This is a genomic window from Bradyrhizobium sp. USDA 4504 (assembly GCF_054063995.1).
Window position 1 is genome coordinate 499,390 of sequence record NZ_JBSSGV010000001.1, and the last position, 26,136, is coordinate 525,525.

General features: G+C 58.8%; 20 protein-coding genes and 1 pseudogene. 14 read left to right on the forward strand and 7 right to left on the reverse strand.

The features are described from left to right. Positions 1 to 131: 131 nt before the first annotated feature. The 6 genes and pseudogenes from ACVMB1_RS02170 to nodD1 form a co-directional block, all read right to left on the reverse strand. Positions 132 to 389, reverse strand: a pseudogene (locus tag ACVMB1_RS02170) (transposase); the annotation flags it as partial. Positions 390 to 1,326: 937 nt separating this feature from the next. Beyond that, positions 1,327 to 2,439: a branched-chain amino acid ABC transporter substrate-binding protein gene (locus ACVMB1_RS02175; protein WP_456814027.1), complete on the reverse strand. Its 1,113-nt coding sequence runs from the start codon at positions 2,437 to 2,439 to the stop codon at positions 1,327 to 1,329. Positions 2,440 to 2,775: 336 nt separating this feature from the next. Next, a complete protein-coding gene (locus ACVMB1_RS02180) occupies positions 2,776 to 3,489 on the reverse strand; it encodes a MerR family transcriptional regulator (RefSeq protein WP_176731412.1) in 714 nt (237 codons plus the stop codon). Between the two features lie 122 nt (positions 3,490 to 3,611). Beyond that, positions 3,612 to 3,821, reverse strand: a complete 210-nt coding sequence (locus ACVMB1_RS02185) for a hypothetical protein (protein ID WP_081334890.1) — start codon at positions 3,819 to 3,821, stop codon at positions 3,612 to 3,614. A gap of 599 nt (positions 3,822 to 4,420) precedes the next feature. Beyond that, the gene (gene nodD2 / locus ACVMB1_RS02190) at positions 4,421 to 5,416 is read right to left on the reverse strand and encodes a transcriptional regulator NodD2 (protein WP_092083568.1); all 996 of its coding nucleotides are present in this window, start codon (positions 5,414 to 5,416) and stop codon (positions 4,421 to 4,423) included. Positions 5,417 to 6,049: 633 nt separating this feature from the next. Further along, a complete protein-coding gene (gene nodD1 / locus ACVMB1_RS02195) occupies positions 6,050 to 6,994 on the reverse strand; it encodes a transcriptional regulator NodD1 (protein WP_069280017.1) in 945 nt (314 codons plus the stop codon). 535 nt (positions 6,995 to 7,529) lie between these two features. Between nodD1 and ACVMB1_RS02200 the strand changes: the two genes are divergently transcribed. The 11 genes from ACVMB1_RS02200 to nifA all read left to right on the forward strand — a co-directional run bounded on the left by ACVMB1_RS02200 (position 7,530) and on the right by nifA (position 19,530). Beyond that, a complete protein-coding gene (locus ACVMB1_RS02200; RefSeq protein ID WP_456814028.1) occupies positions 7,530 to 8,162 on the forward strand; it encodes a NodA family N-acyltransferase in 633 nt (210 codons plus the stop codon). Beyond that, positions 8,159 to 8,818, forward strand: a complete 660-nt coding sequence (gene nodB, locus ACVMB1_RS02205) for a chitooligosaccharide deacetylase NodB (protein ID WP_069280016.1) — start codon at positions 8,159 to 8,161, stop codon at positions 8,816 to 8,818. The genes ACVMB1_RS02200 and nodB overlap by 4 nt, the downstream gene beginning before the upstream one ends. 15 nt (positions 8,819 to 8,833) lie before the next feature. Beyond that, positions 8,834 to 10,204: a chitooligosaccharide synthase NodC gene (gene nodC / locus ACVMB1_RS02210; RefSeq protein WP_081334889.1), complete on the forward strand. Its 1,371-nt coding sequence runs from the start codon at positions 8,834 to 8,836 to the stop codon at positions 10,202 to 10,204. Positions 10,205 to 10,215: 11 nt separating this feature from the next. Continuing rightward, positions 10,216 to 10,848, forward strand: a complete 633-nt coding sequence (nodS, locus tag ACVMB1_RS02215) for a nodulation methyltransferase NodS (RefSeq protein WP_069280015.1) — start codon at positions 10,216 to 10,218, stop codon at positions 10,846 to 10,848. A gap of 13 nt (positions 10,849 to 10,861) precedes the next feature. Further along, entirely contained in the window at positions 10,862 to 12,571 is a 1,710-nt protein-coding gene (gene nodU, locus ACVMB1_RS02220) for a nodulation protein NodU (RefSeq protein WP_069280014.1), read from the forward strand. 1 nt (position 12,572) lies between these two features. Continuing rightward, entirely contained in the window at positions 12,573 to 13,493 is a 921-nt protein-coding gene (gene nodI, locus ACVMB1_RS02225) for a nodulation factor ABC transporter ATP-binding protein NodI (RefSeq protein ID WP_245314072.1), read from the forward strand. A gap of 3 nt (positions 13,494 to 13,496) precedes the next feature. Then, positions 13,497 to 14,288 carry an ABC transporter permease gene (locus ACVMB1_RS02230; RefSeq protein ID WP_069280013.1) on the forward strand — a complete coding sequence of 264 codons (792 nt, stop codon included), beginning with the start codon at positions 13,497 to 13,499 and terminating at the stop codon, positions 14,286 to 14,288. A gap of 610 nt (positions 14,289 to 14,898) precedes the next feature. Next, the gene (locus ACVMB1_RS02235; protein WP_276327028.1) at positions 14,899 to 15,915 is read left to right on the forward strand and encodes a nodulation protein NodZ; all 1,017 of its coding nucleotides are present in this window, start codon (positions 14,899 to 14,901) and stop codon (positions 15,913 to 15,915) included. After that, a complete protein-coding gene (locus ACVMB1_RS02240; protein WP_141713652.1) occupies positions 15,912 to 16,118 on the forward strand; it encodes a hypothetical protein in 207 nt (68 codons plus the stop codon). The genes ACVMB1_RS02235 and ACVMB1_RS02240 overlap by 4 nt, the downstream gene beginning before the upstream one ends. Positions 16,119 to 16,690: 572 nt before the next feature. After that, positions 16,691 to 17,527 (forward strand): SDR family NAD(P)-dependent oxidoreductase, encoded by an 837-nt coding sequence (locus ACVMB1_RS02245; RefSeq protein WP_069280012.1) that lies wholly within the window; start codon positions 16,691 to 16,693, stop codon positions 17,525 to 17,527. 179 nt (positions 17,528 to 17,706) lie between these two features. Then, entirely contained in the window at positions 17,707 to 19,530 is a 1,824-nt protein-coding gene (nifA, locus tag ACVMB1_RS02250; protein ID WP_069280011.1) for a nif-specific transcriptional activator NifA, read from the forward strand. Positions 19,531 to 20,261: 731 nt separating this feature from the next. Here the strand turns inward: nifA and ACVMB1_RS02255 are convergent. Beyond that, positions 20,262 to 21,068 (reverse strand): LuxR family transcriptional regulator, encoded by an 807-nt coding sequence (locus ACVMB1_RS02255; protein ID WP_256558520.1) that lies wholly within the window; start codon positions 21,066 to 21,068, stop codon positions 20,262 to 20,264. A 345-nt stretch (positions 21,069 to 21,413) separates the two neighbouring features. On the opposite strand from ACVMB1_RS02255, the gene ACVMB1_RS02260 reads away from it, so the two are divergent. The 3 genes from ACVMB1_RS02260 to groL all read left to right on the forward strand — a co-directional run bounded on the left by ACVMB1_RS02260 (position 21,414) and on the right by groL (position 25,102). Beyond that, positions 21,414 to 21,572: a hypothetical protein gene (locus ACVMB1_RS02260; protein ID WP_456848170.1), complete on the forward strand. Its 159-nt coding sequence runs from the start codon at positions 21,414 to 21,416 to the stop codon at positions 21,570 to 21,572. Positions 21,573 to 23,049: 1,477 nt separating this feature from the next. Then, positions 23,050 to 23,364, forward strand: coding sequence for a co-chaperone GroES (groES, locus tag ACVMB1_RS02265; RefSeq protein WP_069280009.1), 315 nt, complete (start codon positions 23,050 to 23,052; stop codon positions 23,362 to 23,364). A gap of 88 nt (positions 23,365 to 23,452) precedes the next feature. Then, positions 23,453 to 25,102: a chaperonin GroEL gene (gene groL, locus ACVMB1_RS02270; RefSeq protein ID WP_456835515.1), complete on the forward strand. Its 1,650-nt coding sequence runs from the start codon at positions 23,453 to 23,455 to the stop codon at positions 25,100 to 25,102. Positions 25,103 to 26,136: the final 1,034 nt, after the last annotated feature.

Here is a 26,136-nt window from a genome sequence, read left to right on the forward strand (position 1 = left end):
TTGCCTGGTGCCGCGGCGCTCAAAGACGGCTTGCCCGGTATTTGACTGCTCTTGATCCGCTCATTGGGGTATGGTGGCTGGGCTAGCACGAGGTGATTGGGTCCCATGAGGATCTGCAGTCCTGATCACTACTTTGGCAGAAGCTCGCGGAGCGCCGCCACACCGAGCATGTGCTCGACCAGTAGCATCTTTAGCTTCGCGTTCTCCTCTTCCAGGGCGTTCAATCGCTTGGCCGCAGAAATGTCCATGCCGCCAAACTTGGCTTTCCAATTGTAGATCTCCGCTTCAGAGGTCCTGTGCCTGCGAGCTACGTCGGCCGCCTTCGCACCAGCCTCATGCTCCTTCAATATCGCGATAATCTGCTCTTCGGTGAATCTTGATCGCTTCATCTGTCCGCCCTTGTTGCGGCAAGAGTTGCTCGCCAGCTGGAGCAAATGCCCAATAAGAGGTCATCTGCCGCGCGCCAGGGCGAAACCTGGGTCGGAAGGTACTCCAGAAGGTTCGAGCTCAATGAAGTCTGCTGCAACTTCCCGTCTTTCAGGCCGGATAGGCCGAAGGTTGTCCTTGGCAAAGCGGAGCCCAAAGATGCAGACACCGATAGCTTGGCGGATCACACCGACGTTGAAAATATTCTGTATCGTGTAAATAGCGCCGATTTGTACGTGGCGCCGGGCGGCTTGGCGGCGGCTCGCCCCCAGGTAGATCCTTTCCTTGCAGAACAGCATTGCTGTGCAAGGGTAGCAACAAGCCTTCGACTAAGCCGGCGGATAGCGACAATGAGTTCTCATTGAAGACAAGTTTGGCGCGCGTCGCGTGGAGAGTGGGTTGGCTGGAACGCCAATTGGTCGTCTTGTGCGCAGTTCGCGGTGTTTCGCACGGCCCGGCAATGGCCATAGTTTGGAGCGCGCAAGTGCATTTGTCAGCATGTGCGCTCAATCGCGCAAATTGTCGCTGCAAATCGAATTTCATGGCTAAGTTCTGTGACTGAACCGCCATTCGCCTAGCCGCTGCAGAAGGCATGGAAGGATTATTTGAGAAAGATCCGGCGAACCAAAGGGGGCAAGCATCGAACTGATCGAGACTAGCTTGGCAAGGTCGAGTAGCAACGCTGAAGGTTGGCACGGGTACTATTTGTCTATCATCTGTCGTAACTCATCTGCCTGCGGATCGACGTCAGGCAGCTGTGCGAGAGCCGCAGCGAGCGCAAAAAATGCTCCGAAGGCCGCGAGTATAAGAGAGCACCCGAGTATCGCTGCACTAAGGTCGTCAGGGTGTCTCATCATCTGTGTCCTCGGGTGAATTGTGGGAGGCTACGCATCGCCCCGATCAGTTCTGCTCAACAGCTTCGACATGCCCGTCGCGCCACCGGTAAACGCGAAACCCAGGAGCCGCGTTGTCTCCCTTGGAATCAAACAGAACTGGGCCGACTGCGGTATCGGTCGGGCGCGAACGAAGGGCGTCGGCGACCCGTCGAGCATCGAACGAGCCGGCCCGCTTCACCCCCTCTGCCCATGCTTGGACGGCTGCATAGGCGTAAAGCGTGTAGCCCTCGGCGGAGAGGTTGGCAGCTTTAAGTCTGGCCGTGATGCCGGCCGCGTTGGCATTCTTGGTGGGGTCGTCCATGAAGGTGAACAACGTGCCATTTCCGGCACTGCTGGTAATGGCCCAGAATTCAGAGGTCATCAGCGGATCGTTCGCCATGATGGTGAGGCCCGCACCCGCTTCTGACGCTTGGCGTACGATCAGTCCAACTTCGGTATGATATCCGCCGATATAGACGACCCGCACCCCCCCGTTCTTCATCCTCGAGACCAGCGCAGCATAGTCCTTTTCACCCGCCACATAGCTTTGTCGAATGACGGTCTCACCTGACCTCTGAAGCTGTGCCGCGACCACGTCGGCAATGCCCTTGCCTGCCGTGCTCTTGTCATCGAGCACTGCGATTGTCTCGTTATGGTAGTTTTTGCGAATGTACTCTGCTGCAACGAGGCCCTGTTGGTCGTCGCGGCCGCAGATCCGAAATACCGTCTTAAGACCACGCTCCGTCAGCCTAGGATTTGTCGAACCAGGTGACATTTGAAGAATGCCCGCTTCGTCGTAGACGTCGGAGGCTGGAATCGACGAAGAAGAACAAAAATGACCAACGACCAGCCGCACGCGCTCTGCTGAAAGCTTGTTCGCCACTGCGACGGCTTGCTTGGGGTCACATGCGTCGTCGACGACAGTCAATATCAGCTTGCTATCTGGAAGTTGGCCCGATGCGTTCAATGCCTCGACGGCGGCAGCCGTGCCATCGCGCATTTGTGCGCCAAACGCAGCGCTGCTTCCGCTCATCGGACCAGCCACCGCAATATTGACGTCGGAGGCGCGCGTGGTCGAGGCAAGAGCGCTGAAAAGCAGCGCTGCACTTGCAGCCAAAGCGTGGCGCCTACCCAACATTGTAGAGCTCCAATGTTCACCTGAAGTGAGCCGCCTGCGTTGGCGGTCCGACTTGTCTCCGGACGTCGATGCGGTTGCTGAGCGAACTCGTGCACGTCAGCTCGGCCACACCGCAACCAGAGCTTACAATGTGACGTTACGTGCGGTTCAAGCGCTTTTTGAGGATGCGTCTGACCATGGCGGCGGCGGGAGGCTCGGGGGGGCCAGGCGGGAAGATCTGTTCGGTTGAGCCACGCACTCGGCCGTCGCGCCTCGAGCTGGTGTACGAGGCGTCAACGGCTCTCATCTAGATGGCCAAGACCAAGGGACAATTCCGCGCGTGCCTGGGCCATGCCGTCAGTACGGCTGATCTTCCAAGCCGGCAAGGGCGAGATCGAGATACTGCATGAGACTGGGATCCCAACCCGCCAGACTGCGCGGGGCGCTCAACCGCGCAAGGACCTTGAGGATCGTCGAAACGCGTGAATCAGCTCCGGCGATTTCGCCGATTAGCAACCGCGCTGCAACTGCGACAGCCTTTGCTCGCTCACCACAGGGATGTTCGCCTCTATCCATACAATCGCGCAGCTCGTCGCGAATCCGCCGCCACCGCTCGTCGCGCTCGGCGACCAGCTTACAGGTGCATCGCGAGGTTTGGTTACGCGTCTCAACCCGAGACATGGCTACCAAGGTGGCAGGCAGCTCGTCTACACTCACCTGGATCTCACTGTCCGTGGTCATGTCACGTAAACGATCTCGCAACAGGGTTGCTCGAGCGACTTGAAGTTCGATCCGCTCCAAATGTTTGCGTAGGAGATCAATCAGTGAAGTCGTGCCCTCCATAGCCTTCCGGATTTCGTGGAGGGAGAAGCCAAGCTCACGTAGCGCTCGAATCTGATGAACCCGTTGAACGCTTTCGCGATCGTACATCCGGTGACCGCCGTCAGTGCGTTCTGATGCGGCTAAGAGTCCCGTATGCTCATAATGATGCAGCGTGCGTACCGTCACTCCGGTCGCCTCTGCAAGTTCGCCAATGCGCCATCGACGCCTACGTGGTGTAGCTTTGCTCATGTTGTTCAATTTCAAAGCCTACAACCTGACGTCACGTGTGATTCAAGCTATTTCAAAGCTCTAGCTGGATCGTCTTCTATTCCAGCGTAAGAGATGGTGACTATCCTCAGAATGGCTGGCGATCAACCCTGAGGGGAAATGGTGATCAACAAGTTCATCAGGCGTGCCAGTCCAGACTCGCCGATCTCTGCACGCTCCAAGATGAGTTTGGCAACGGCTGTGCGATTTTCAGAAGTTCGCATCGATGGCGGTAACGCGGTGATTGCGCCGTCAAAGAGGCTTCCTAAGACAGAAAGTTCTTCCGGATCGAATACGCCTCTGTACTGTTCCAACGATCAGCTCCTTGTTGTCATTGCGCCAAGGCAGCGCACGTCGTCAAGACGTTTGGCCGCGGTAGGGCCAAAAGAAGTCAGACTGGCGACGCAAAGCGATGAAGGTGCGATGCACTTTAAGGTGATGCGACAAGGCAACACAGGTGCGCGGTGTTCTGCAGAATCGCACGAGCGAGTCCCGCCACCTCCGTAACGGATCGGTGTGAGGGCTGTGCGGCTCGGCGAAAGCGAATCGGCTGCGGCCGTGAGGAGCCCTACTAGCTCTGAGAGTGGACGGCGAGCTCCGAGCTGATCTTACTCATCTATATATGGCTGCTGGGCGAGGCAGTGTTGTGTAGGGCCTGGCTCAAGTGAGCATCAGCCGTGTGTTGCTTCGTCTCTGATGCGCGGCCCTCTAAAACCACGCGACAGGCGGCTTGAGCCGTCGCCCGCATGTCGATGGCGATCCTCAGGTGAGAGTCTCACAACAGCGTCGTGTTGGCGGCTGAGGCAGCGAAGCCGCGGGACGTTCATGAGCAAAGAATGAGCGTCGGTAGAGTAGTCTAAAATTCAGCTGCCGAAACATGCAGGCGGAGATTCGCGTAGCCTGCAAAGGGTCCTTACGATGGACGCGAGGCAGCTCTCGCCAAGCTTCTGTCAGTATCCGCTTGTCCCGAAGCGGAGATCATGGAGCACTCGTCAGGTACAGATGTCATGCGTGCCGCCTCCTGCAACAATATCTCTCGCATCCAGATGCTCTCCGGATCGCTATTGTGAAGGACTGGCCATTGGACCGCCTCGGTGAAGGAGGGGAATGACTGCGGAAGCTCGGCAATCCGAAGAGGCACCATCCTTTCGAAATGCTTAACGAGCCTGAATGGCATGGTCCCTATGCGGCTCGTGCCCTCCAGCATGGGCGGAATCATGCCGTAGTTCTGCACGAGAACGTCGATGCGCCGGTTGAGGCCGCGATCGAGCAAAAAGCACTCCTCGATGGGAGGTTTGCGCGCAACTCCGACCTTAACCGCAACGTGGCTCATTGACATATATCGATCAAATGTAAGCCGTCGCTGCAGCTGCCCGTTCGTGCTGCAGCCCACACACACCAGCCTATCCTCGAACAGGGCTATCCGTGGGTGCGCGCTAGACATGAATAGTTCAGGCAGGATAACAAAATCAACCTCGCCACGCCGAAGAAGCTCATCGTGCTCATCCGTGAGCGCCACCAGTTCGAAGCTGACGGCGGGTGCCTCTCGTGCGACGCGCTCTACGACATGTCGGAAGAATACGACCGTTATGAAGTCAGAAAGACCGATCCTGAATCGCCGCGTCGATTGCGCCGGATTGAACGCGTCGCGAGCGATGATGGACAGTTGGATGTGCATCAGAGCCTCGCGAACGGGACCCGCCAGTCCTTCTGCGCGTGCGGTAGGGACAAGTTCCCGGCCCCTCATCGCAAACATCTCATCGCGAAAGTAGGAGCGCAGCCGAGCAACGGCTGCGCTCATGGCCGGCTGGCTGAGGTTGATCTTGCGTGCTGCTGCGGTAAGACTGCGCTCAGTCATAAGAGCATCGAGGGCAACGAGAAGATTCAGATCCAGGCCTTTGAAACGCATATCCAACTATCCGACGCGATCGTCTTTACAGTGCATACAATGAGCGGCAATGGCTGCATCTGAAGCGGCAGCACTGGCTCGCCCGAATCAACTTCGTTCCTCTGGCGCGATCGCGAAAAGAAAGCTCGCGGATCATCGCAGAATGTCCGGCAGGGCGACCGGGCTCCGACCTACCTCTGGACCCGTTGGGCGCCAACCTGATCGAGCTCCGTCGATCCTGGGCCACACTGGCAACTCGGCCCGGTCGAGTTGCCAGCCGAAGTGCCGTGCCTATCGCGCATATTCGTGAGTTCGCCCGATGCGACCCATCGACGTCCACCAGCGCAGCGTTAGTCAGGAGACGAAACTACAACCTGACGCAGTGTCGGATTCAAGCAGTTAAATTGGCCCCATCAAATATCATTGTATCCGAGGACGTGAGTCCTTCCGCGACGGTGCCGGATCGTGCCCGCAGGACAGGCGTAGTAAACAACATTTTGCGAGATCATTACGTGCGCGAGCCGGCAGTCCATTGCCGCCGCACGCGCGCATTTTGCAGCGTGGCTGTACGCGACGCTGAAATGAGACAGCCGGCCAGCCCGCCGATGATCGGGTAGGGGTTGTTCTACTGCCGGGGGGCGGCTTGTGGCGAAGCTAGCCGCGCCTGCGCGCTGTGGGTTCCCGATGCCCAGATGCCATGTTGGATGCCTCCTCCAGCAAGATCCGCCGCATCCAAATGCTCGCCGGATCGGTATTGTGGAATGCAGGCCACTGCACTGCCTCGGTGAATGAAGGCAGGGGAAGCGGTGGCTCCACGATCCGTAAGGGCATTCGCTTTTCGAAATGTCTGGCAAGACGTAACGGCATTGTCCCTATACGGCCCGTATCCAGCAATATGGGCGGAATAAGGCTGAAGCCCTGCACAACGACCTCGATCCGTCTTTTCAAGCCGTGCTCGAGCAAAAACCATTCTTCGAGGTTGGGCCTCAGCGCCCGTCCGAACTTGGCAGCAACGTGCCCCATAGAATTGTATTTCTCGAAAGTAAGTGGCCGCGATAGCTGCTTGTTCGTGCGGCATCCCACGCACACGAGGGTCTCATCGAATAGCGTCGCCTTCGGATGCGCACTCGACATGAACAGTTCCGGCAGAATGAGAAAGTCGACCTCGCCGCGGCGGAGCAACTCACCAGGCTCATCGGAAACTGGCAGCAATTCGAAGCGCACTGTAGGCGCCTCCTGCGCGATACGATCGACAATCCTCCGAAAAAACACGATTGTCATGAAATCAGAGAGAATGACTCTGAAGCGTCGGCTCGACTGAGCCGGGTCGAACGCTTCACGAGAGATGATCGAGAGTTGGATGTGCAGCAGGGCCTCGCGAACGGGGCCTGCAAGCCCCTCAGCGCCGGGCGTCGGGACGAGCTCGCGACCTCTCATCGTAAACAATTCATCGCGAAAGTAGCTGCGCAGCCGCGCGATCGCGGCGCTCATAGCGGGCTGGCTCAGATTAATGTTGCGCGCCGCCGCTGTGAGGTTGCGCTCGGTCATTAGAGCATCGAGCGCAACGAGAAGATTTAGATCAAGTCCCTTGAACCGCATTTGTGAGTCTATCCATCGTATGGATGTGTTCTATCGAAACAATCGATTTTACCAAATTGCGGAATGTTGGATAGCAAACATCAGTTTGGAAAATGAATTAGGCATACCACGATGGCTGCTGGTCGCACGCGAGCTCGAAGAAGAACTCCTGGACGTGCGAGTGGCCGCCGAATCGGTGTGAGCAGTGGGTGTTGCTGCCACATGCGAGTTGCGCCGTTTCCCTGTGCGACAAGCACGCGCTGCGATCGCAGGCAGGTCCCGCTAAACCTTCGTATGTGTGTTCCAACCCTTTCCATATCGGCGGTTTACCCGCGTACACTTGAGGGCCCGCTCAGCCTCACCTTAGTGTCGCGACCAATCGGCGTGCGCAGATTGCGGATGCCAAATAGTTGCGGCGGCTGACCAAATGGCGCGCCTATCCATCGCAGTACAAGGCGTGTCGAAGATGCATAGGACCGAACTTGATCTGGCGCCAGCTGGGCGCGCCATCGATGAGCTCTCCGCTCTCACCGCCACTGGCGCAGGGAAGTCCGCCATGAATATTGCCGCATCCAGGACTGCCGAAGCGCCTTCCGCGCGCACTCAAGTGCAGTGGAGCCGCCGCTGGGAAAACGAGCTGCAGCTCGCCGATCATACCGAGCTTGCCGACTTCTTCCGTAAGAGTTACGGGCCGACCGGTGCGTTCAATGCGCAGCCGTTCGAAGGCAATCGGAGTTGGGCCGGTGCAAGGCCTGAAGTCCGGATCATCGGTCACGACGCGCGCGGCGTTGCGGCTCATGTCGGTCTACTACGCCGCTTCATCAAGATAGATGGCATCGACCTTCTCGTGGCCGAACTTGGACTATATGCCGTGCGTCCCGATCTTGAGGGGCTTGGAATCAGCCACTCGATGCGCGTGATGTATCCTGTGCTGCATGAGTTAGGGGTGCCATTCGGTTTTGGCACGGTCCGGCCCGCGCTTGAGAAGCATTTTACCAGGCTGGTCGGAAGGCAGGGATTAGCAACCCTCATGTCTGGCGTTCGTGTCCGTTCCACCCAGCCAGATGTCTACCCCAATTTGTCGCCGATCCGCGTCGAAGACGTGCTCGTGGTGGTGTTCCCGGTTGGACGCTCAATCGACGAGTGGCCGGCTGGAACGGTTATCGATCGGAACGGGCCCGAGCTGTGAACGAACTCATCCGCCAATCTGCTGCGCGGTGCGACTACGGTGGCGTCAACGGAAGTCGCTCGGTCTACTTGACCTTCGACGATGGGCCCAACCCATTCTGCACGCCATACGTCCTCGATTTGCTGACCCATCATCGGGTGCCGGCGACGTTCTTCGTTATCGGCACGTACGCGGCCGACCAGCCTGAACTCATTCGGCGAATGATCGCCGAAGGGCACGAAGTTGCAAACCACACGATGACGCATCCGGATCTGTCCAGATGCGAACCGGCGGAGGTACACAATGAGGTGCTCACGGCGAGCAGGGCCATTCGATTGGCATGTCCGCAGGCGTTGCCCAGGCACATGCGGGCCCCCTACGGCATATGGACCGAAGACGTGCTTGCTACGTCAGCCAAGGCAGGGCTCGCAGCTGTGCATTGGTCGGTCGATCCAAGAGATTGGTCGCGCCCCGGGGTCGATAGCATCGTGAACTCAGTGATGGCGGCCGTTCGCCCGGGTGCAATTGTGCTCCTGCACGACGGATATCCTCCGGATGAGGCGATATCGTGCACGGATGCCACATCGCGCGATCAGACGGTGAGGGCGCTGTCATATCTGATTCCGGCACTCCAGCTGCGCGGATTCGAAATCCATCCGCTTCCTCAACTTCACTGAAAAAATTGGCACCCAATGGACCTGCTCGCTACAACCAGCGCTGTCGCCGTTTCGTCTTATGCGCTGCTCTCGACCGTCTACAAGAGCGCGCAAGCGCTTTACGCTCAGCCGGCCAATACCTCGCAGCTGCACGACGATCTAGGACAAGCCGAGGTGGCTCTGCCCAGCGTAGATGTCATCGTGCCGTGTTTCAACGAGGATCCAGACACACTCTCTGAATGCCTCGCGTCGCTTGCAAGCCAAGACTACGCTGGAATGCTGCAGGTCCACGTGGTCGACGACGGATCCGCAAATCGCGACCTTGTGGCGCCTGTACATGCAATCTATGCGAACGATCCGAGGTTTCGCGTCATTTTGCTTGCCAAGAACGTCGGAAAGCGCAAGGCGCAGATTGCAGCGATACGCAACTCTTCCGGCGATCTGGTGCTCAACGTCGACTCGGATACGATACTTGCCCCTGACGTGGTAACGAAGCTTGTATTGAAGATGCAGCACCCCGAAGTCGGCGCGGCCATGGGCCAATTGGTGGCCAGCAATCGCAACGAAACCTGGCTGACCGAGCTGATCGATATGGAATACTGGCTGGCCTGCAACGAGGAGCGGGCGGCCCAAGCTCGATTCGGTGCGGTGATGTGCTGCTGTGGCCCATGTGCCATGTATCGGCGCTCGGCGCTCGCGATGCTGCTTGATCAATACGAAACGCAATTCTTCCGTGGAAAGCCAAGCGATTTCGGCGAGGATCGTCATCTAACGATCCTCATGCTCAAGGCTGGATTTCGAACCGAGTATGTTCCCGACGCGATCGCGGCTACCGTGGTGCCCGACAGCCTTGGGCCATATCTGCGACAGCAACTTCGTTGGGCCCGCAGTACCTTTCGGGACACGTTTCTGGCATTGCGTCTGCTCCCCGAGCTCGATGGCTATCTGACGCTAGATGTCGTCGGACAAAATCTCGGCCCCTTGCTTCTCGCCGTGTCGTCGCTGGCTGCACTCACACAGTTTGTCATCGCGGGGTCAGTGGCCTGGTGGACAGTACTGACGATTGCAGCAATGACGATGGTCCGTTGCAGCGTGGCGGCATTCCGTGCTCGCGATATGCGGTTTCTCGGCTTCTCGCTCCACACACCCATCAACATCTTTCTTTTGCTGCCGCTGAAGGCCTATGCGCTCTGTACATTGAGCAATAGCGACTGGCTGTCGCGCAAGGTCATCGTGACAAGCGAAGCAGAGAAGAAGGCTGCGGTCCCGCACACGACCGCCGCAATAGGCGCTGCAAGAAGCGGGGCGAGTTCCGGTGCAATTCGCAAGTCCGAGCGTCCGCACCTTCCATCGAGTGTGGCCGCGATCGAGATTTGCGGTCACGATCGATCGAGCGCCTACAAGTAGGTTGAAGGCCCATGACGCCGGACAACAACAACTACCAGCTACTGGAACGCGAGTTGGCTGTCGACGATCCATGGCGTCTCGATAGCAATTCGTTCGAGCAGGAGCGCTATGTGCAAATGCTCCGGATCTCGCGTTGCAACGGGGATGTTGCTCATGCACTCGAGGTCGGATGTGCCGCCGGCGCATTCACCGAAATGCTGGCGCCCCACTGCCAACAGCTCACCGTGGTGGATGTCATGCCACAGGCGATTGAGCGGGCGCGGCAACGGACCAAGAGATGGTCACATATCAGGTGGAGAACCTGCGACATTAAGCAGTTCTCGACTGCCGAGCGGTTCGATCTGATCGTCGTAGCCGAGGTTCTCTACTACCTCAAGGACGTCGTCGAGATGCACGCGGCCATCCGCAATCTGGCGGGTCTGCTTGCACCAAATGGCGCTCTGGTGTTCGGATCGGCACGTGATGCCACGTGTCGACGCTGGGGCCATGCTGCCGGCGCGGAAACGGTGATTGCTCTCTTCAAAGAGAGTCTGATCGAGGTCGAGCGTCTGCATTGCTACACTGAGTCGGTCAACGAAGACTGTTTGCTTGTCCTGTTCCGGAAGCCGACTAACTCGTCAGAACAACCAAATTTGGGTCATTAGGTCAGGGGTTCGTATGCGCATCTGCGGCATTAAGTTAACACACGATGGCGCAATTGCCGTCGTCGAGGACGGGCAGCTTGTCTTTTGCACCGAGCAAGAGAAGCGCGCCAACAGCCCACGCTACCAATCCGTCGATAACCTCGATGCAGTCGTGCTCGCATTGGCCGAACACGGCCTTGACCCTCGAGATATTGATCAGTTCGTCATCGATGGCTGGGATGGGGAGATTGAGTCGCAATTCCAGGTCCTGAGTGGGGCGGTTCCGATCGCGCTGAAAGGGGCGCCATATGTCGAGCGGCGTGCCGAGGGCCTTCTTGATTCCGTCGACGGCTACGGCCTGATCCTCGGTGGCAAGGTATTTCCCTATAAGAGTTACCCCCACGTGACGGGCCACGTCGCGTCGGCTTATAGCACCAGCCCCTTTGCCGGCGCCGGAAAACCCGCGTTTTGTCTGGTGTGGGATGGCTGTATTTTTCCACGTCTCTACTATGTCGAGCCGCGCGGTGCGCGGCTCATCGCGTGCCTGTTTCCGATGATCGGTCATGCTTATGCTGCCGCTGGCCTTCATTTCGGGCCTTACAGGCAGCCGAACCGCACCAATTGGGACTTGGGCATCGCCGGCAAGCTGATGGCCTATATCGCGCTTGGCTCTGTCGACGAATCCATCGTGACGGTGTTTCAGGACCTTTACGAAAAGCGCTTCGCGGCCGACACGGAGCAGGCGCGTCGCTATCGCGCCGATATCAATAATGCGGAGGCGTCGCTTGCGGCTGTGCACGAATTTTTTGAGGCGAGCGCGCCGCGCGTGACGGGCAAGCGTGCGGAGGACGTTCTGGCGTCGTTTCATGTGTTCCTGGAGCGTCTTCTTGTCCGGGAAATCGCGATGGTTCTGCTGCGGCACTCGTCGCTTCCGGGCGCGAGAAACCTGTGTGTCGCCGGGGGGTGTGGGCTCAATATCAAGTGGAATAGTGCGCTTCGCGCGACGGGATTGTTCGATGAGGTCTGGGTGCCGCCGTTTCCAAATGACAGCGGCTCGGCGATCGGCGCTGCCTGCGGTGCGATGGCAGCGAAAAATGGGTTCGGGCCACTCGAATGGTCAGTCTACAGCGGCCCGGCGCTACAGACCGGCGAGATTCAGTCGGAATGGGAGGCTGCGCCGTGCAGTCTACGAGAACTCGCGGCCATACTCGCCGACAACAAGCCCGTGATATTTCTCTCGGGACGCGCCGAGCTTGGGCCGCGCGCATTGGGTGGCAGAAGCATTCTTGCGGCAGCGACGTCGGCGACAATGAAAGATCATCTCAACGACATCAAGCGTCGCGAGCACTTCCGGCCGGTAGCGCCGATTTGCCTGGAGGATCGGGCGCCAGAGATCTTCAGCCCCGGCACGCCAGATCCTTATATGCTGTTCGATCACGAGACCCGGGCGGAATGGCGCGATAAGGTCCCCGCCGTCGTCCATCTGGATGGCTCCGCGCGGCTGCAGACGGTCGCCCGCAACTCTCCGCACAAAATCGCAGAGCTCCTCGTCGAATTTGAGCAGCTCACGGGCATTCCACTGCTTTGCAATACGAGTGCCAACCTGAACGGACGAGGATTCTTCCCGGATGCCGCCGCCGCCTGCCAATGGGGACGCGTCGAGCATGTGTGGTGCGACGGTCTGCTTTGGACCAAAACGCTCGTAGGAAAGACAACGTCGGCTGAACGGCTTCTGTCGGCCTAAGATGAACATGTCCACCGCGGCAATCGACCTTTCCGGCGTACGAAAGTCATTTGGCGGCAAGATCATTGTCGACGAACTGTCGTTCTCGGTTGCGCGCGGAGAATGCTTCGGCCTGCTCGGGCCGAATGGAGCCGGCAAGAGCACGATCGCGCGTATGCTCCTTGGTATGATCTCGCCGGATGCCGGCAAGATTACAGTGCTTGACGCGGCTGTGCCTGCGCGGGCTCGCGTCGCACGTATGCGCATCGGCGTAGTGCCGCAATTCGATAACCTTGAACTGGAGTTCACTGTACGAGAGAACCTGCGGATGTTCGGCCGTTACTTCGGCATGAGCGCCAGCGAGATCGAGGCGGTTGTACCTTCGCTGCTGGAGTTTGCGCGTCTTGAAAGCAAAGCGGACGTGCGCGTCGCTGCACTGTCAGGTGGCATGAAGCGGCGGCTCACGCTGGCGCGTGCTCTTATCAATGACCCGCATCTGCTCGTGATGGACGAGCCCACGACTGGTCTTGATCCGCACGCCCGTCACCTGATCTGGGAACGCCTGCGTGTCCTGCTTTCGCGCGGCAAGACGATCCTCTTGACTACTCACTTCATGGAAGAGGCGCAACGCCTGTGTAATCGGCTGTGCGTGCTCGAGAGTGGACGCATGATCGCCGAAGGAAAGCCGGAAGCCTTGATCGACGAGCATATCGGATGCGATGTGATCGAGATCTATGGCGGTGATCCGCATGAGCTCACTGAGTTGATCAGACCTTACGCGCGGAACATCGAAGTGAGTGGAGAGACGCTGTTCTGTTATGCACCATATCCGGAGCAGGTACGTGTGCAACTGCGCGGGCGAGCGGGCCTTCGCATTCTGCAGCGGCCGCCGAATCTCGAAGACGTGTTTTTGCGGCTAACCGGACGCGAGATGGAGAAATGAGAGATGGGTGAAAGTTTTGCCGCGCTGATGCCCGCTAACGCGTACAATTGGATCGCGGTATGGCGTCGAAACTTCCTGGCATGGAGGAAAGTCGCGCTTGCATCGGTTCTCGGCAACCTCGCAGATCCCATAACTAACCTGTTTGGCCTTGGCTTTGGTCTCGGGCTAATCGTGGGCCGCGTTGAGGGAACCTCGTACATCGCATTTTTGTCGGCGGGCATGGTCGCGACCAGCGCCATGACATCCGCGACCTTTGAAACCATGTATGCGACCTTTGCCCGGATGGGCGCCAATCGCACCTGGGAAGCAATCCTATCAACACAGCTCACGCTTGGCGATATTGTTCTGGGCGAATTGGTCTGGGCGGCCACTAAGTCCATTCTGGCCGGAACTGCAATCGGGATAGTCGCTGCCGTGCTGGGTTATGCTTCCTGGCCGTCCGTTTTGTATGTGATGCCGACGGTCGCCCTTACCGGCCTCGTCTTCGCCAGCCTGGCCATGGTCGTCATATCTCTTGCGCCAAGTTACGACTACTTCGTATTTTACCAGACGCTCATCATTACACCCATGGTGTTTCTGTGTGGTGCGGTCTTTCCGAACAGCCAGCTGCCGAGTTCCTTTCAGCACGTCGCGGGCTTGCTGCCGCTCGCACATTCGGTCGATCTCATTCGCCCAGCGATGCTTGAGCGCGCGGTCAGCGGCGGCGTTGCCGTCCATGTCGGTGCGCTTTGCATATACGCGGTGTTGCCCTTCTTTGTGTCGACAGCATTGTTTCGACGCCGCCTCCTGCGCTGACGAATTGACAGGCTCGCTGCACCGGTCCAGGCGGCGCGAAGGAGCCACCGGAATGGTCAATGATGATATCAAGCAGCTGTGCGTCGGTGCGGTCGATCAGTGCGCGACGCTCGGTACTCCAATAGAGTGGCCGGCGCGTGGGCGGAATTCGCCGTTGCCTTGGCTGAGTGCCTGGGCCGCTTGGATGGCGGATCGTGATAGTACAGGCGACGTAGGTGGAGCGGCGGTTGGCCTTCCTGAGATGATCAAAACGGAGAGCGCAATGTTGTGTCTGGGAGACAGGATCTGTGAAACCTCGCCCGAGCTGCCCCATAATTTCTCGCAGGGTGGCACTACGCTTCTCGCGCGGAGTAGCTGTGTGATCACTACGTCGAACAGCAGCACCTCAAGCGGGTCAAGCACTCCACCAGTTCTCAGATAATTAGGAGACAATAGGCATTCGGCTGAAAGCGGATATATCGGCGCAACCGTTCTGAACAGAGACAAGAGACAAAACGCTGAGAGCACCCGCTACGAGGATAGCGCTGCCATGAAGTTCTACCGACGCAAATCGCGAGCAGCGCAACTGCCGACCATAACATCGGCCAAGATCACATGTGAGGTGTTTCCGATGATATCTCTTGCTCAGGACGTAACGCAAATGCTTGATAGTGCGCAAAATGATCGCTTCGTTGTTTCTCGACGACGTACCGGGTTGGGCGACTGTCTGTGGTCGTTGGCAGCAGCTTGGCGTTTTGCGCAGCGGACCGGACGGAACCTGGTCATCGATTGGCGCGGGTCCTGTTATCTCGATCAACCATTCACCAACGCGTTTCCGGTTTTCTTCGAACCAGTTCAAGAGATTGGCGGTGTAAGGGTGATCTGCGACGACCAGATCAATGAGCGCTCATTTCCGGGGCCGTTCTTCCCGGCATGGTGGAATAGGCCGACCTTTGACTGCGTCTATCGGCCGGATGAGCAGATTTTCCGGGAACGCGACGAACTCGATCAACTGTTTCAAAGCGAGCAAGATTGCGATGCAAATACGGTCGTATGTGACGCCTGCTTGATGTGGCGCTGCGATGAGGAAGCCGAACGAGAGATCTTTCAGAGTATCAAGCCGCGATCCGAAGTGCGGACGCGGATCGATGCCATCTTCCGTGAGCACTTTGACCCGTACAGCGTGATCGGCATTCACGTCCGGCACGGCAACGGCGAAGATATTATGGGGCATGCGCCCTACTGGGCTGATCCGGAGCGCGCCTTGCGACAGGTCTGTGATGCCATTGATAAGGCGAAGGCGTTGCCGCATGCAAAACCGATCAGGGCATTCCTGTGCACGGACAGCGCGCTCGTACTTGAGAAGGTGTCAGCACTGTTTCCCGATGTCTTCACGATCCCAAAGCGCTTCCAGGCGCCTCAAGCCGGGCCTTTGCATAGTGCGGCACTCGGAGCCGAGGGCGGCGTTTCCGCCCTAATCGAGATGTATCTCCTTGCGCGATGCGACACTGTGATCCGTTTTCCGCCGACGAGCGCCTTCACACGTTATGCGCGCCTCTGTGCGCCGCGCGTGATAGAGTTTGATTTGAACGATCCGAGCCGATTGATCTTGATTGAGGAGCCATCACAAGAGCTCGTGGCTTCATGAAAGTTGTAACCCGTTTCATCGACCTGATGGCCGCTTTTTGCATCGAGCAGTGCTGCCGGTATTTTTCCGCGCGGCAACTGCTTGTTAAAACCGACACTCCAGCGACCCCTTGCACTGGAGAAAAGAAAGATGCGGCGGTCGGAAGACATCCGCTGAAGCTCGAACTCGACAAGAGTGGCCGTAGCGCACTGCCACCGCGTTAGACAGGTGGGCATCGGGCCTCGGCTTCGACACGCGCGGGCCGAAGCTGAAAGGCTTTCGTGGCTGCTGGCGGATTAAGTTATCGAATGGTCCGACGTCGAGCCGGCGAGGTCCTTTGCAGCCGCCGGCCACTCGCTCGCGCTGACCAGCACTTCGGGACTACGGTATCGGGCTGGACCATTCAGCGTCCTAGTCTCAGTCTAGCTTCTTGATGCGAGATACCTGGCGTATTGAGGTGTCGCGTAAGGTTTCGGATCACAAAGACGACCGGCATCTCCGCCATCCTGAATGATCGTTGTAGCGACGAGTGACGGGCGCTGTTTGTCCGCTACATCCCTCGGCTCGGCGATCACAAGAGCGCGACTGAGTGTTGGTCTGAACAGTAGACAGAGTAGACTCAGGACTGTGGGCGATGCACTATCGCTGTCGTAAAGCGCACGCGCCGTGTCTCGAGTCCGCCAAGCGTTTGGCATGCGCGACATTAGGACGCAAAACCGGAGCGTCTTTGCGTGCATCGTAGTGGCCCAAATCCTGCTACGCGTTTGCCAGCGGCGCTACAGGAGGGGACGCGGGCGTGGGCTTCGATCTACCAAATGACGATCTAGTCGCAGGTCCGCTGCCTGAGACACATTTGAGCTGTCCCTTTCACGCCGATAAAGCCCGCGTCCATCGTGGTGAACAAAAGGCGATGTTGCTGACCGGGGCGTCGCGTGGAATCGGTCATGCCACCGCCAAGCTGTTTTCGGAGGCAGGCTGGCGCATCATTTCTTGCGCGCGGCAGCCGTTCGACGGCGAGCGGTGCCCGTGGGGGTCCGGGCGCGAGGATCATGTCCAGGTCGACCTCAGCAATCATCAAGCGCTGCCGCGCTTGATCACTGAGGTGAGGGAACGTTTGGCGGGCGCACCTTTGCACGCGCTAGTGAACAATGCCGGCATCTCGCCGAAGACGCCAGATGGAGACCGGCTGACCTCGTTGTCGACGTCAACCGAAACCTGGATGAGGGTGTTCCATTTGAATCTGGTAGCCCCGATCCTGCTAGCGCGGGGTCTATTTGACAAGTTAAGGGCCGCATCAGGGTCGATTGTCAACGTGACATCGATCGCTGGTTCGCGGGTGCACCCATTTGCCGGCAGCGCTTATGCGACGTCGAAAGCTGCACTTGCGAGCCTCACACGCGAAATGGCCCACGATTACGCGCCGCATGGTATTCGCGTGAATGCAATCGCGCCTGGCGAGATCAGGACGGACATGTTGTCGCCCGATACGGAAGCGCGTCTCGTGCCAAACATTCCGCTGCGCAGAGTGGGAACGCCGGACGAAGTGGCCAAGGTTATCTTCTTCTTATGTTCGGATGCCGCAAGCTATGTCACGGGCGCCGAGGTGCCGATCAATGGTGGGCAACATCTGTGAATCGAGCAAGCTGGCAACGCAGCTGTCTTGAGTTTCAGCTCTGAAGCTCTTGTTCCACGCTACGTCACGCACCCATTCCGAAAAAGTGAAATCACGGCACCTTAGAGTTACCGTCGTGCCATGAAGGTGTTACGCTTCTATGTCATCTCGTCAACTCGTAGCCCTAGACTGAGCATGACATGCAAAACGAAGTTCGTAAACTTGAACAAGTTGAGAGGGAGGATGATCAAGAAAACGGAGACCGCCTCATGCTGCATATTGCTTCCGCGCGCGAAAGACCTGCCTCTCACGCGGAGACGGAGCGCGAGCTCTCGGGCGAGCCGCTGGGCGAAAGCGCGCTGACCGGCATCTTCGAGATATCGAAGGTACTCACCGCTCCCTGCCGGCTCGAAGTCACGTTGGCCAACGTCGTGGGGCTTCTGCAATCGTTCGTGCAGATGCGACATGGTATCGTCTCACTGTTCGACGATGACGGGATGCCGGACATCACGGTGGGTGCCGGTTGGAGCGAAGGCAGCGACGAACGCTACCGGATGCGCCTGCCGCGGAAGGCAATCGACCAGATCGTTGTGACCGACAGGCCTCTTGTCGCCGAGAACGTGGCAGCGGAATCGGCGTTCAGCGCAGCTGACCTGGAAGTGCTCGGGGCTTCGGAAAATATGCCGGTGTCGTTCATCGGAGTTCCGATCCGGATTGACCCCAAAGTCGTGGGTACGTTGACGGTCGACCGAGTCCGTGACGATAGGTCGAACCTCCGGCTCGATTATGATGCGCGGCTGCTCGCCATGATCGCCAACCTAGTGGGACAGGCAGTGAGGCTGCATCGCTTGGTCGCCTGCGACCGCGAGCGGCTGATGACGGAGAAGGACCGTCTGCAAAAGCAATTGTTCGAGCTTAGGCAGCCGCCAAGGGAGCGTAAGAAGCTGCCGATCCACGGGATCATTGGCGACAGCCCGGCGCTGCGCGGGTTGCTCGAGAAGATCGCAGTCGTTGCCAAATCGAACAGCACGGTTCTGCTGCGCGGCGAATCCGGTACCGGAAAGGAACTTGTAGCCAAGGCCATTCACGAATCATCTTCCCGCGCCAAGCGGCCGTTCGTTAAGCTGAATTGCGCGGCGCTCCCCGAGACGGTGCTGGAATCCGAATTGTTCGGTCATGAGAAGGGTGCCTTTACTGGCGCGTTCAGCTTGCGCAAGGGGCGCTTCGAGCTTGCTGACAAAGGGACGTTGTTTCTTGACGAGATAGGCGAGATCTCAGCGCCGTTCCAGGCGAAGTTGCTGCGCGTCCTGCAGGAGCAGGAGTTCGAACGGGTCGGCAGCAACCAGACTATCAAAGTCGATGTTCGAGTTATCGCTGCGACCAACAAGAACCTTGAAGAGGCTGTAGCAAGAAGCGAGTTTCGCGCGGACCTTTACTATCGCATCAGCGTCGTTCCCTTGCTGCTGCCACCGCTGCGCGAAAGACGCAGTGACATTCCGCTGCTGGCCGGCGAGTTTCTCAGGAATTTCAACAACGAGAATGGCCGCGCGCTGACCTTGGAGGCGAGTGCGATCGATGTGCTGATGAACTGCGGCTTTCCAGGCAATGTCCGTGAGCTCGAGAACTGTATCGAGCGCACCGCGACCCTGTCGTCCGGACCATCGATCGTGAGAAATGACTTTGCATGTTGCCATGGTCAGTGCCTTTCCGCGATGCTCTGGAAAAGTACATCGGAGGAGGCGACAGTCCAGCCGGCACCGACCGTGCCCGTGCCGGTCAAGCCGATCACTTCGCTGTCTGAAGCGGCTGCGCTGGTCCCGCCCGTCGGCAGCGAACTGGCCTCGCCGGCGCCTCCCGGCACAGTTCTCGTAAGTGGCGCAAAGATGGCCGATCGCGAGCGGGTCATTGCGGCCATGGAAAAATCTGGTTGGGTGCAGGCAAAAGCCGCGCGCTTGCTCGGACTAACGCCGCGCCAGATCGGCTACGCGCTGAGGAAGTACGGAATCGAGATTAAACGGTTCTGAAGCGCGGTCCCGTGAGAGGACAATGGGGTTTCGGGGACGCATCCAATGAGATCGAATCGGAGGCGCGTCCGGCCTCGGCGGCAGATTACCATGCGTGACAGGATCAACTCGCCTGCGATGCCGGTTTGGTAAGGCGACGTGCGACGGCGGTCCATCTTGAGCGCGGGAGCATCAGGACCACGTGGGAATTGGGTCGGCTTCGCTCCAGGGCAAGAGGTTTCAGTTATGAGCATCGTGCGATTCTGCCCGCGCCTGTTGGGAACGGAGGTGATCTCGCAAGTCACTTGGCGTTCGTAGCTGGATGGCGCTGTCGCAGCTCCGACGCGCGTCGGTATTCTTTCGTCCGGAGCAGCGAGCTAGGTGTTTAGTCCCGGCGTTTCCCGGAGCGGCTTGAGTCTGAACCGTTCTGAGAAGAGTCCCGCATTGCAGAGTGTTAGACCCTTCAGGGTTTTCAGCCGCCCCTCGGCACTGCGCTTAAACTTGTCGTGTTTTCCGTGAGGCCACATGTTCTATTCGCGAGGTGCCTCGCGCGCCAAGCTTTTCAAACAGAGGTCGAAGCGATGATGAAGTAAACACAAGCGGAGCTCGCGTTTGCGCAAGAAATTGTTATCAATTTCTCATCATGCAGAGGAAATCCGGTCGAAGGGGCTGTCCTTACGTGCGGGGCCAAGGCAGTTATTTATTATGGCGGAGCATCTTAGCCGGTCGGTGAGTCACTCCATTAGACGAATTCAGAGAAGATTGAGTTGATCAGCCGTAAAGGCCGCTTGGGTCCGTCTGCTCGCCCCCAGTTTTCGCATAGCGTTTTTGATATGAAAATTGACGGTATTCTCGCTGATTTCTAGGATTTTCCCGATTGCCCATGACGATTTGCCCTCTTTCACCCAGCGCAGACAGGTGATCTCGCGTTGTGAAAGTGCAACCCGTTTGTCACCGCCGCTGCTAGAGGGGCGAGCAATCTCGCGATAGGCGATGTGAAAGTGCCAGGCTAGTGTGTTTAGATGGCCGATGCGATCCTGAGGATCAGCGTCATCGAAGGGTGATGCGAAGGACGCAACCGATACTTGCCCCAATGGACCAAATAGTGGCACGCTCATCCCATGCTTCAGGCCTGCGTCCCTCGCCTCGTCGAGTACGCGTTTCTCGTCGGGCTGAAGTTGATAGTGATCAGCGAGACGATCCCAAAGGAACGGTCGCGAAAGCGTCGGTGTTCGCCGGACCACCGGATCGATCATATGGTATTTGCGTTTGAAATATCGGTCGCACCACTCGGGTGGCCACTTCACAGCCACTGTGGGCGGTGGACACTCGCTAAGCTGGAGCGGCGCGTCGAAATTAAGCGTCCCGTAGGCAACTTCACTGAATCCCTCCTTCGTGGCAAAGTTTACCAGGAGATCGAACAGCGCTTTGAGCGAATGCGTCTGGCTTGCGCATTCGGTGAAACTAAAAAGATCCACGATCGTAGCCTTGCAGGCCCATTCAGGACTATCAATGTGTGGAGTGACGCTTGTTTCACGGCGAGTTAAATTCCGTTCCATGGCCTGCACTCTTACCTTTTGTCTTCATGAGAGCTTAGGGACGCCCACGTCGCTTTGCGTCACGCTGATCCCGGAGTTTGTTATCCTTCTCCAAGCTGTGCCGGCACAATCGTGCCGTCAAAGAGCGGAGCTTCTGTTCCTGTCCTTCGTGGAGATGCTGAACGTGCGGTTCGGGATTCAGTTGAGAGAGAGCGCTGGTGAACCAGGCGGTGCGCCGCTCGGCCCATACGGTGCTGACATCAATCCTCTACTTGCCGCCGAACCCAACAGCAGCGTCATTCTTCTTACTCCCCTTGCGAGTGGGACCGTGAGCGATTCGCTGATGCTGCTTTCTTGGATGGTCTCATGGATGCGGCCGTCGAGCAGCACGGTGACCGTTTCATGATGGCGGACGCCTGCGCAGGTGCGTTGGAGACGTCCAGCGCACATGAAGAACCCGTGACGCAGATGATCCCCGCGCTGAAGGTGCAACTGGAGATACGCACAGTAGCGAGAGCTGCTTGATCCAGAGGATACTTTGCATGCGCATCTCCGAAGGGGAGAGATCGTGAATCTAACACAGCAACTGTCGTGCCAACTGCAGAGCTAGAAAAAAGCGAGCTGGAAACAATGGCTTCCGGGCAAGTCGGGCCCGGAGAATCGCGAACGCATTGCGGTAATGGTGACATCCGAGGAAAACGCGACGCACCATTTGCGTAAGCCCAGGCACAAGTTGGCCCAAACCACGAAGAGGGTAGCTTGCGGCCCTCGCCCTCTCTTCCAACCGGTCGGAAAAAGGAAGCGTTCCCCTCTCACAGCCCGGTCAAGTGCGAATACTGCCAATTGAAGAGCCGATCGTGGTAGACCGTCTTTCCGCTTCTTCCGGTGAAATGGCCGATTCTACTCTGCGCGCACGAGAGTTGCTCGGGCCTACCGAGCCGTTTCTCCGCGAAGGGACCCATTTTGGCAAGATTTGTGTGACCTTCTGATCGACAGTAGGTCGTTGAATCGTAGGACTGTCGTTGAGGCGGCTCAGCACATTCGCTTGTAATCTGCACGTATCCTCGCCACGAATGGTTCCTCTCCGCATAGTAGTGCCGACGAGCCGGAGGGCGCGTCCGGCTGAGATCGGCCATGCAGGTTTTGCTCGCTCGCGCCCCTCGGGCGGCCGTAAGCCTGCCAGGTTGAACCTTTGAAAGCATGGCTCCTGCGGGGCCAAACTCGATGCAGCTACAATCTGGCAAATCACTTCAGCGGTCCATGCCGCCGCCGGGTCTTGGCAAGACTAAGAGTTTTCGTTCGTCGAGTGCGACACAATGGCAGCTCTCTAGGAATTGCCCGCCGCGCCTTTCTCAGGACTTGCTCTGGTCGACCGATGGGTGAGCAATGGTCCGGGGTTCGATGTCCGCTGACATAGACTCGACTATCTCGATGACGCGTCGACGCGTCGGCAGAAGTTCAGAGCGCACGAAAGGCTGTTAAGAGACGGAAGGCCTGTGCGACCTCGTCAGAGCTGTTCTTAGGCGACAAGGGGGCTCCATACGCGAGTAAAGCTTAAAATCGCCCGATCCCCAATGCAAACAGGGAGTTAATCGTAATAATGCGGACAGGACAGGGATGCGAGGGCAGCCGCGGGAAATGTGAGTTTGCGTCACTCGGTGGCCAAGCAGGAATCTGATCACGTCGCGAGGCTCCGGAAGGTAAGGCGCCGCATCCTTCACCGCGAGCACGACTGGAGAAGGGGTGGGCGGCGGCAGATCGATGCGCGAAGGCTGGAGCTCCGTCTCGCGGGAGCCGGCTGCCGACATCCGTCGAATATTCGAAGCCGACGCGCGCCATGTACTGGGTCGCATTCGACGTGAGCTGCCTATTTTTTCTGCCAGAGTCCCTTGCTCCCGCAAAAATCCTATCCTATCTCAGCTCGGCCCGAAACTAGCACTCATGGGCATCGATTGCTAACATCTGAAAATCTCTAACTCGTGCAAACGCTTAGGAGGACTGCATGAAATTCCGTCCGCTTCACGACCGCGTCGTGGTCAAGCGCATCGACGCTGAAGAGAAGACTGCTGGCGGCATCATCATTCCGGACAGTGCCAAGGAAAAGCCCTCGCAAGGCGAAGTCATCGCCGTCGGCCCCGGCGGCCGCGACGAGAGCGGCAAACTGACCCCGATCGACGTCAAGGTCGGCGACCGCGTCCTGTTCGGCAAGTGGTCGGGCACCGAGGTCAAGATCGACGGCGAAGACCTGCTGATCATGAAGGAAAGCGACATCATGGGCGTGCTCGACGTCCCCGCTTCCAAGAAGAAGGCCGCCTAACCAACCGCTCGCACCGCTCACCCCTGAGGAGCGCCTGCCGGGCGCCTCGCCAAGGGGGAGACCGATCTAAACACTCAGGGAAACCAATATGTCAGCCAAAGAAGTCAAATTCGGCGTCGACGCCCGCGACCGCATGCTGCGCGGCGTCGACATCCTCGCCAACGCCGTGAAGGTCACCCTCGGTCCGAAGGGCCGCAACGTCGTGCTCGAGAAGTCGTTCGGCGCCCCCCGCATCACCAAGGACGGCGTCACCGTCGCCAAGGAGATCGAGCTCGACGACAAGTTCGAGAACATGGGCGCCCAGATGGTGCGCGAAGTCGCCTCCAAGTCCGCTGACGCGGCCGGCGACGGCACCACCACCGCCACCGTGCTGGCGGCTGCGATCGTCCGCGAGGGCGCCAAGTCGGTCGCCGCCGGCATGAACCCGATGGACCTGAAGCGCGGTATCGACCTCGCGGTCGAAGCCGTCGTTGCGGACCTCCAGAAGAACTCGAAGAAGGTCACCTCGAACGAGGAGATCGCCCAGGTCGGTACCATTTCGGCCAACGGCGATGCCGAAATCGGCAAGTTCCTCGCCGACGCCATGAAGAAGGTCGGCAATGAGGGCGTGATAACGGTCGAGGAAGCCAAGTCGCTCGAGACCGAACTCGACGTCGTCGAGGGCATGCAGTTCGACCGCGGCTACATCTCGCCCTACTTCGTCACCAACGCCGACAAGATGCGCGTTGAGATGGACGACGCCTACATCCTCATCAACGAGAAGAAGCTCTCCTCGCTGAACGAGCTGCTGCCGCTGCTGGAGGCCGTGGTGCAGACCGGCAAGCCGCTGGTCATCGTCGCCGAGGACGTCGAAGGCGAAGCTCTCGCCACTCTCGTCGTCAACCGCCTGCGTGGCGGCCTGAAGGTCGCGGCCGTCAAGGCTCCGGGCTTCGGCGATCGCCGCAAGGCCATGCTGCAGGACATCGCGATCCTGACCGGCGGCCAGGCCATCTCGGAAGACCTCGGCATCAAGCTCGAGAACGTCACGCTCAACATGCTCGGTCGCGCCAAGAAGGTGATGATCGACAAGGAGAACACCACGATCGTCAACGGCGCCGGCAAGAAGGCCGACATCGAGGCGCGCGTGAGCCAGATCAAGGCGCAGATCGAGGAGACCACCTCGGACTACGACCGTGAGAAGCTCCAGGAGCGTCTCGCCAAGCTCGCGGGCGGCGTCGCGGTGATCCGAGTCGGCGGCGCGACCGAAGTCGAGGTGAAGGAGCGCAAGGATCGCGTTGATGACGCGATGCACGCGACCCGTGCGGCTGTCGAAGAAGGCATCGTCCCAGGCGGCGGCGTCGCTCTGCTCCGTGCCGCCGAGCAGCTCAAGGGCCTGCGCACCAAGAACGACGACCAGAAGACCGGCGTCGAAATCGTGCGCAAGGCGCTGTCGGCTCCCGCTCGCCAGATCGCGATCAACGCCGGTGAAGACGGTTCGGTGATCGTCGGCAAGATCCTCGAGAAGGAACAGTACGCCTACGGCTTCGACTCGCAGACCGGCGAGTACGGCAACCTGGTGTCCAAGGGCATCATCGACCCGACCAAGGTCGTGCGCACCGCCATCCAGAACGCCTCCTCCGTGGCGGCGCTGCTGATCACTACCGAGGCCATGGTCGCCGAGCTGCCGAAGAAAGCCGCAGCCGGCCCGGCCATGCCCCCGGGCGGCGGCATGGGCGGCATGGGAGGCATGGACTTCTGATCCAGCCGCATCGAACAATACGAGAATTACAGAGCCCCGGCACCAATGCCGGGGTTTTTTCTTGGTGTGCCGAGCATGTTCGACAGCTTGGAGGTGGAAGTCCTTTACCCAGCCTGATGGCGGCGAAGGGTTAGCGAAGCGCAAGGGCGTCATCGCGAGGTGGGGTCTGAAGGAAGCGTGGAGCAAACCTGCGGCCCGATGGACAAAAACCGGATAACGAGGCCTACCCAACCGGACGAGCGAGCCAATGATCGCAAAGTCCACAGTCATCAAAGGTTGGGGTGGTAAATCCGGCGGGCGTGCAGGGAAGGCGGTCGAACTTACCTCGGGAGATCTTCGGCGTGTCCGGGCGACCGGACTGAGCGGGCCGCAAGGTCCGTGATCGCGACGGAGAAGTCAGCAGACGGCATAGTAGGCGGAACGAGTTTCGCTGAAGGCCCGAACGCTGGAAAGACGTTTGGATGTGGAAGCCTCGAGCCGGCCATGCGGCTGAAATCCAGGTCACTGGCCTTTGGAGCGGCGGGAAAGGGTGAAGCCCGGACGGCGCCGCTCAAAGGGGCCGAAGCCGACACGACGGAGACCACTATCTGAGCCTCTGGCGCGGACGCAAAACAAACCGTTCGCGCTTAATCCGGTGAACCGCCGTATACGGACCCGTATGTACGGTGGTGTGGGAGTTGCGCCTTGCAAGCGCGTTGAAGTCTGCCGTCTGAGATGACGGCCGCGGCAAAGCCTAGCGAGCAGCCGCGAACCGAGTCTTGCGTGGCGTCCGGTAACGGCCGTTGCGAAGCGTAGACAGGGAGGTTGTAGGCCGGAATGAAGTGAACGGGAAAATAGCCCCGAAATCGAACATGATCGGAGTAGCCGACCCTGTCTCTCAAAGGGGAAGGCGGAACCGCAGGCCGCGACAACGCGAGCGGTCAGAGGTGCTCCCGGGGTTCGTACCGCCAGCATGCAATCAAAGGAAGCAGCGTGAACAAGGGAGATCCATCCGGTTCAAGCGCAAGCTTGTAAGACCTGCCAAGCCGCTGAGG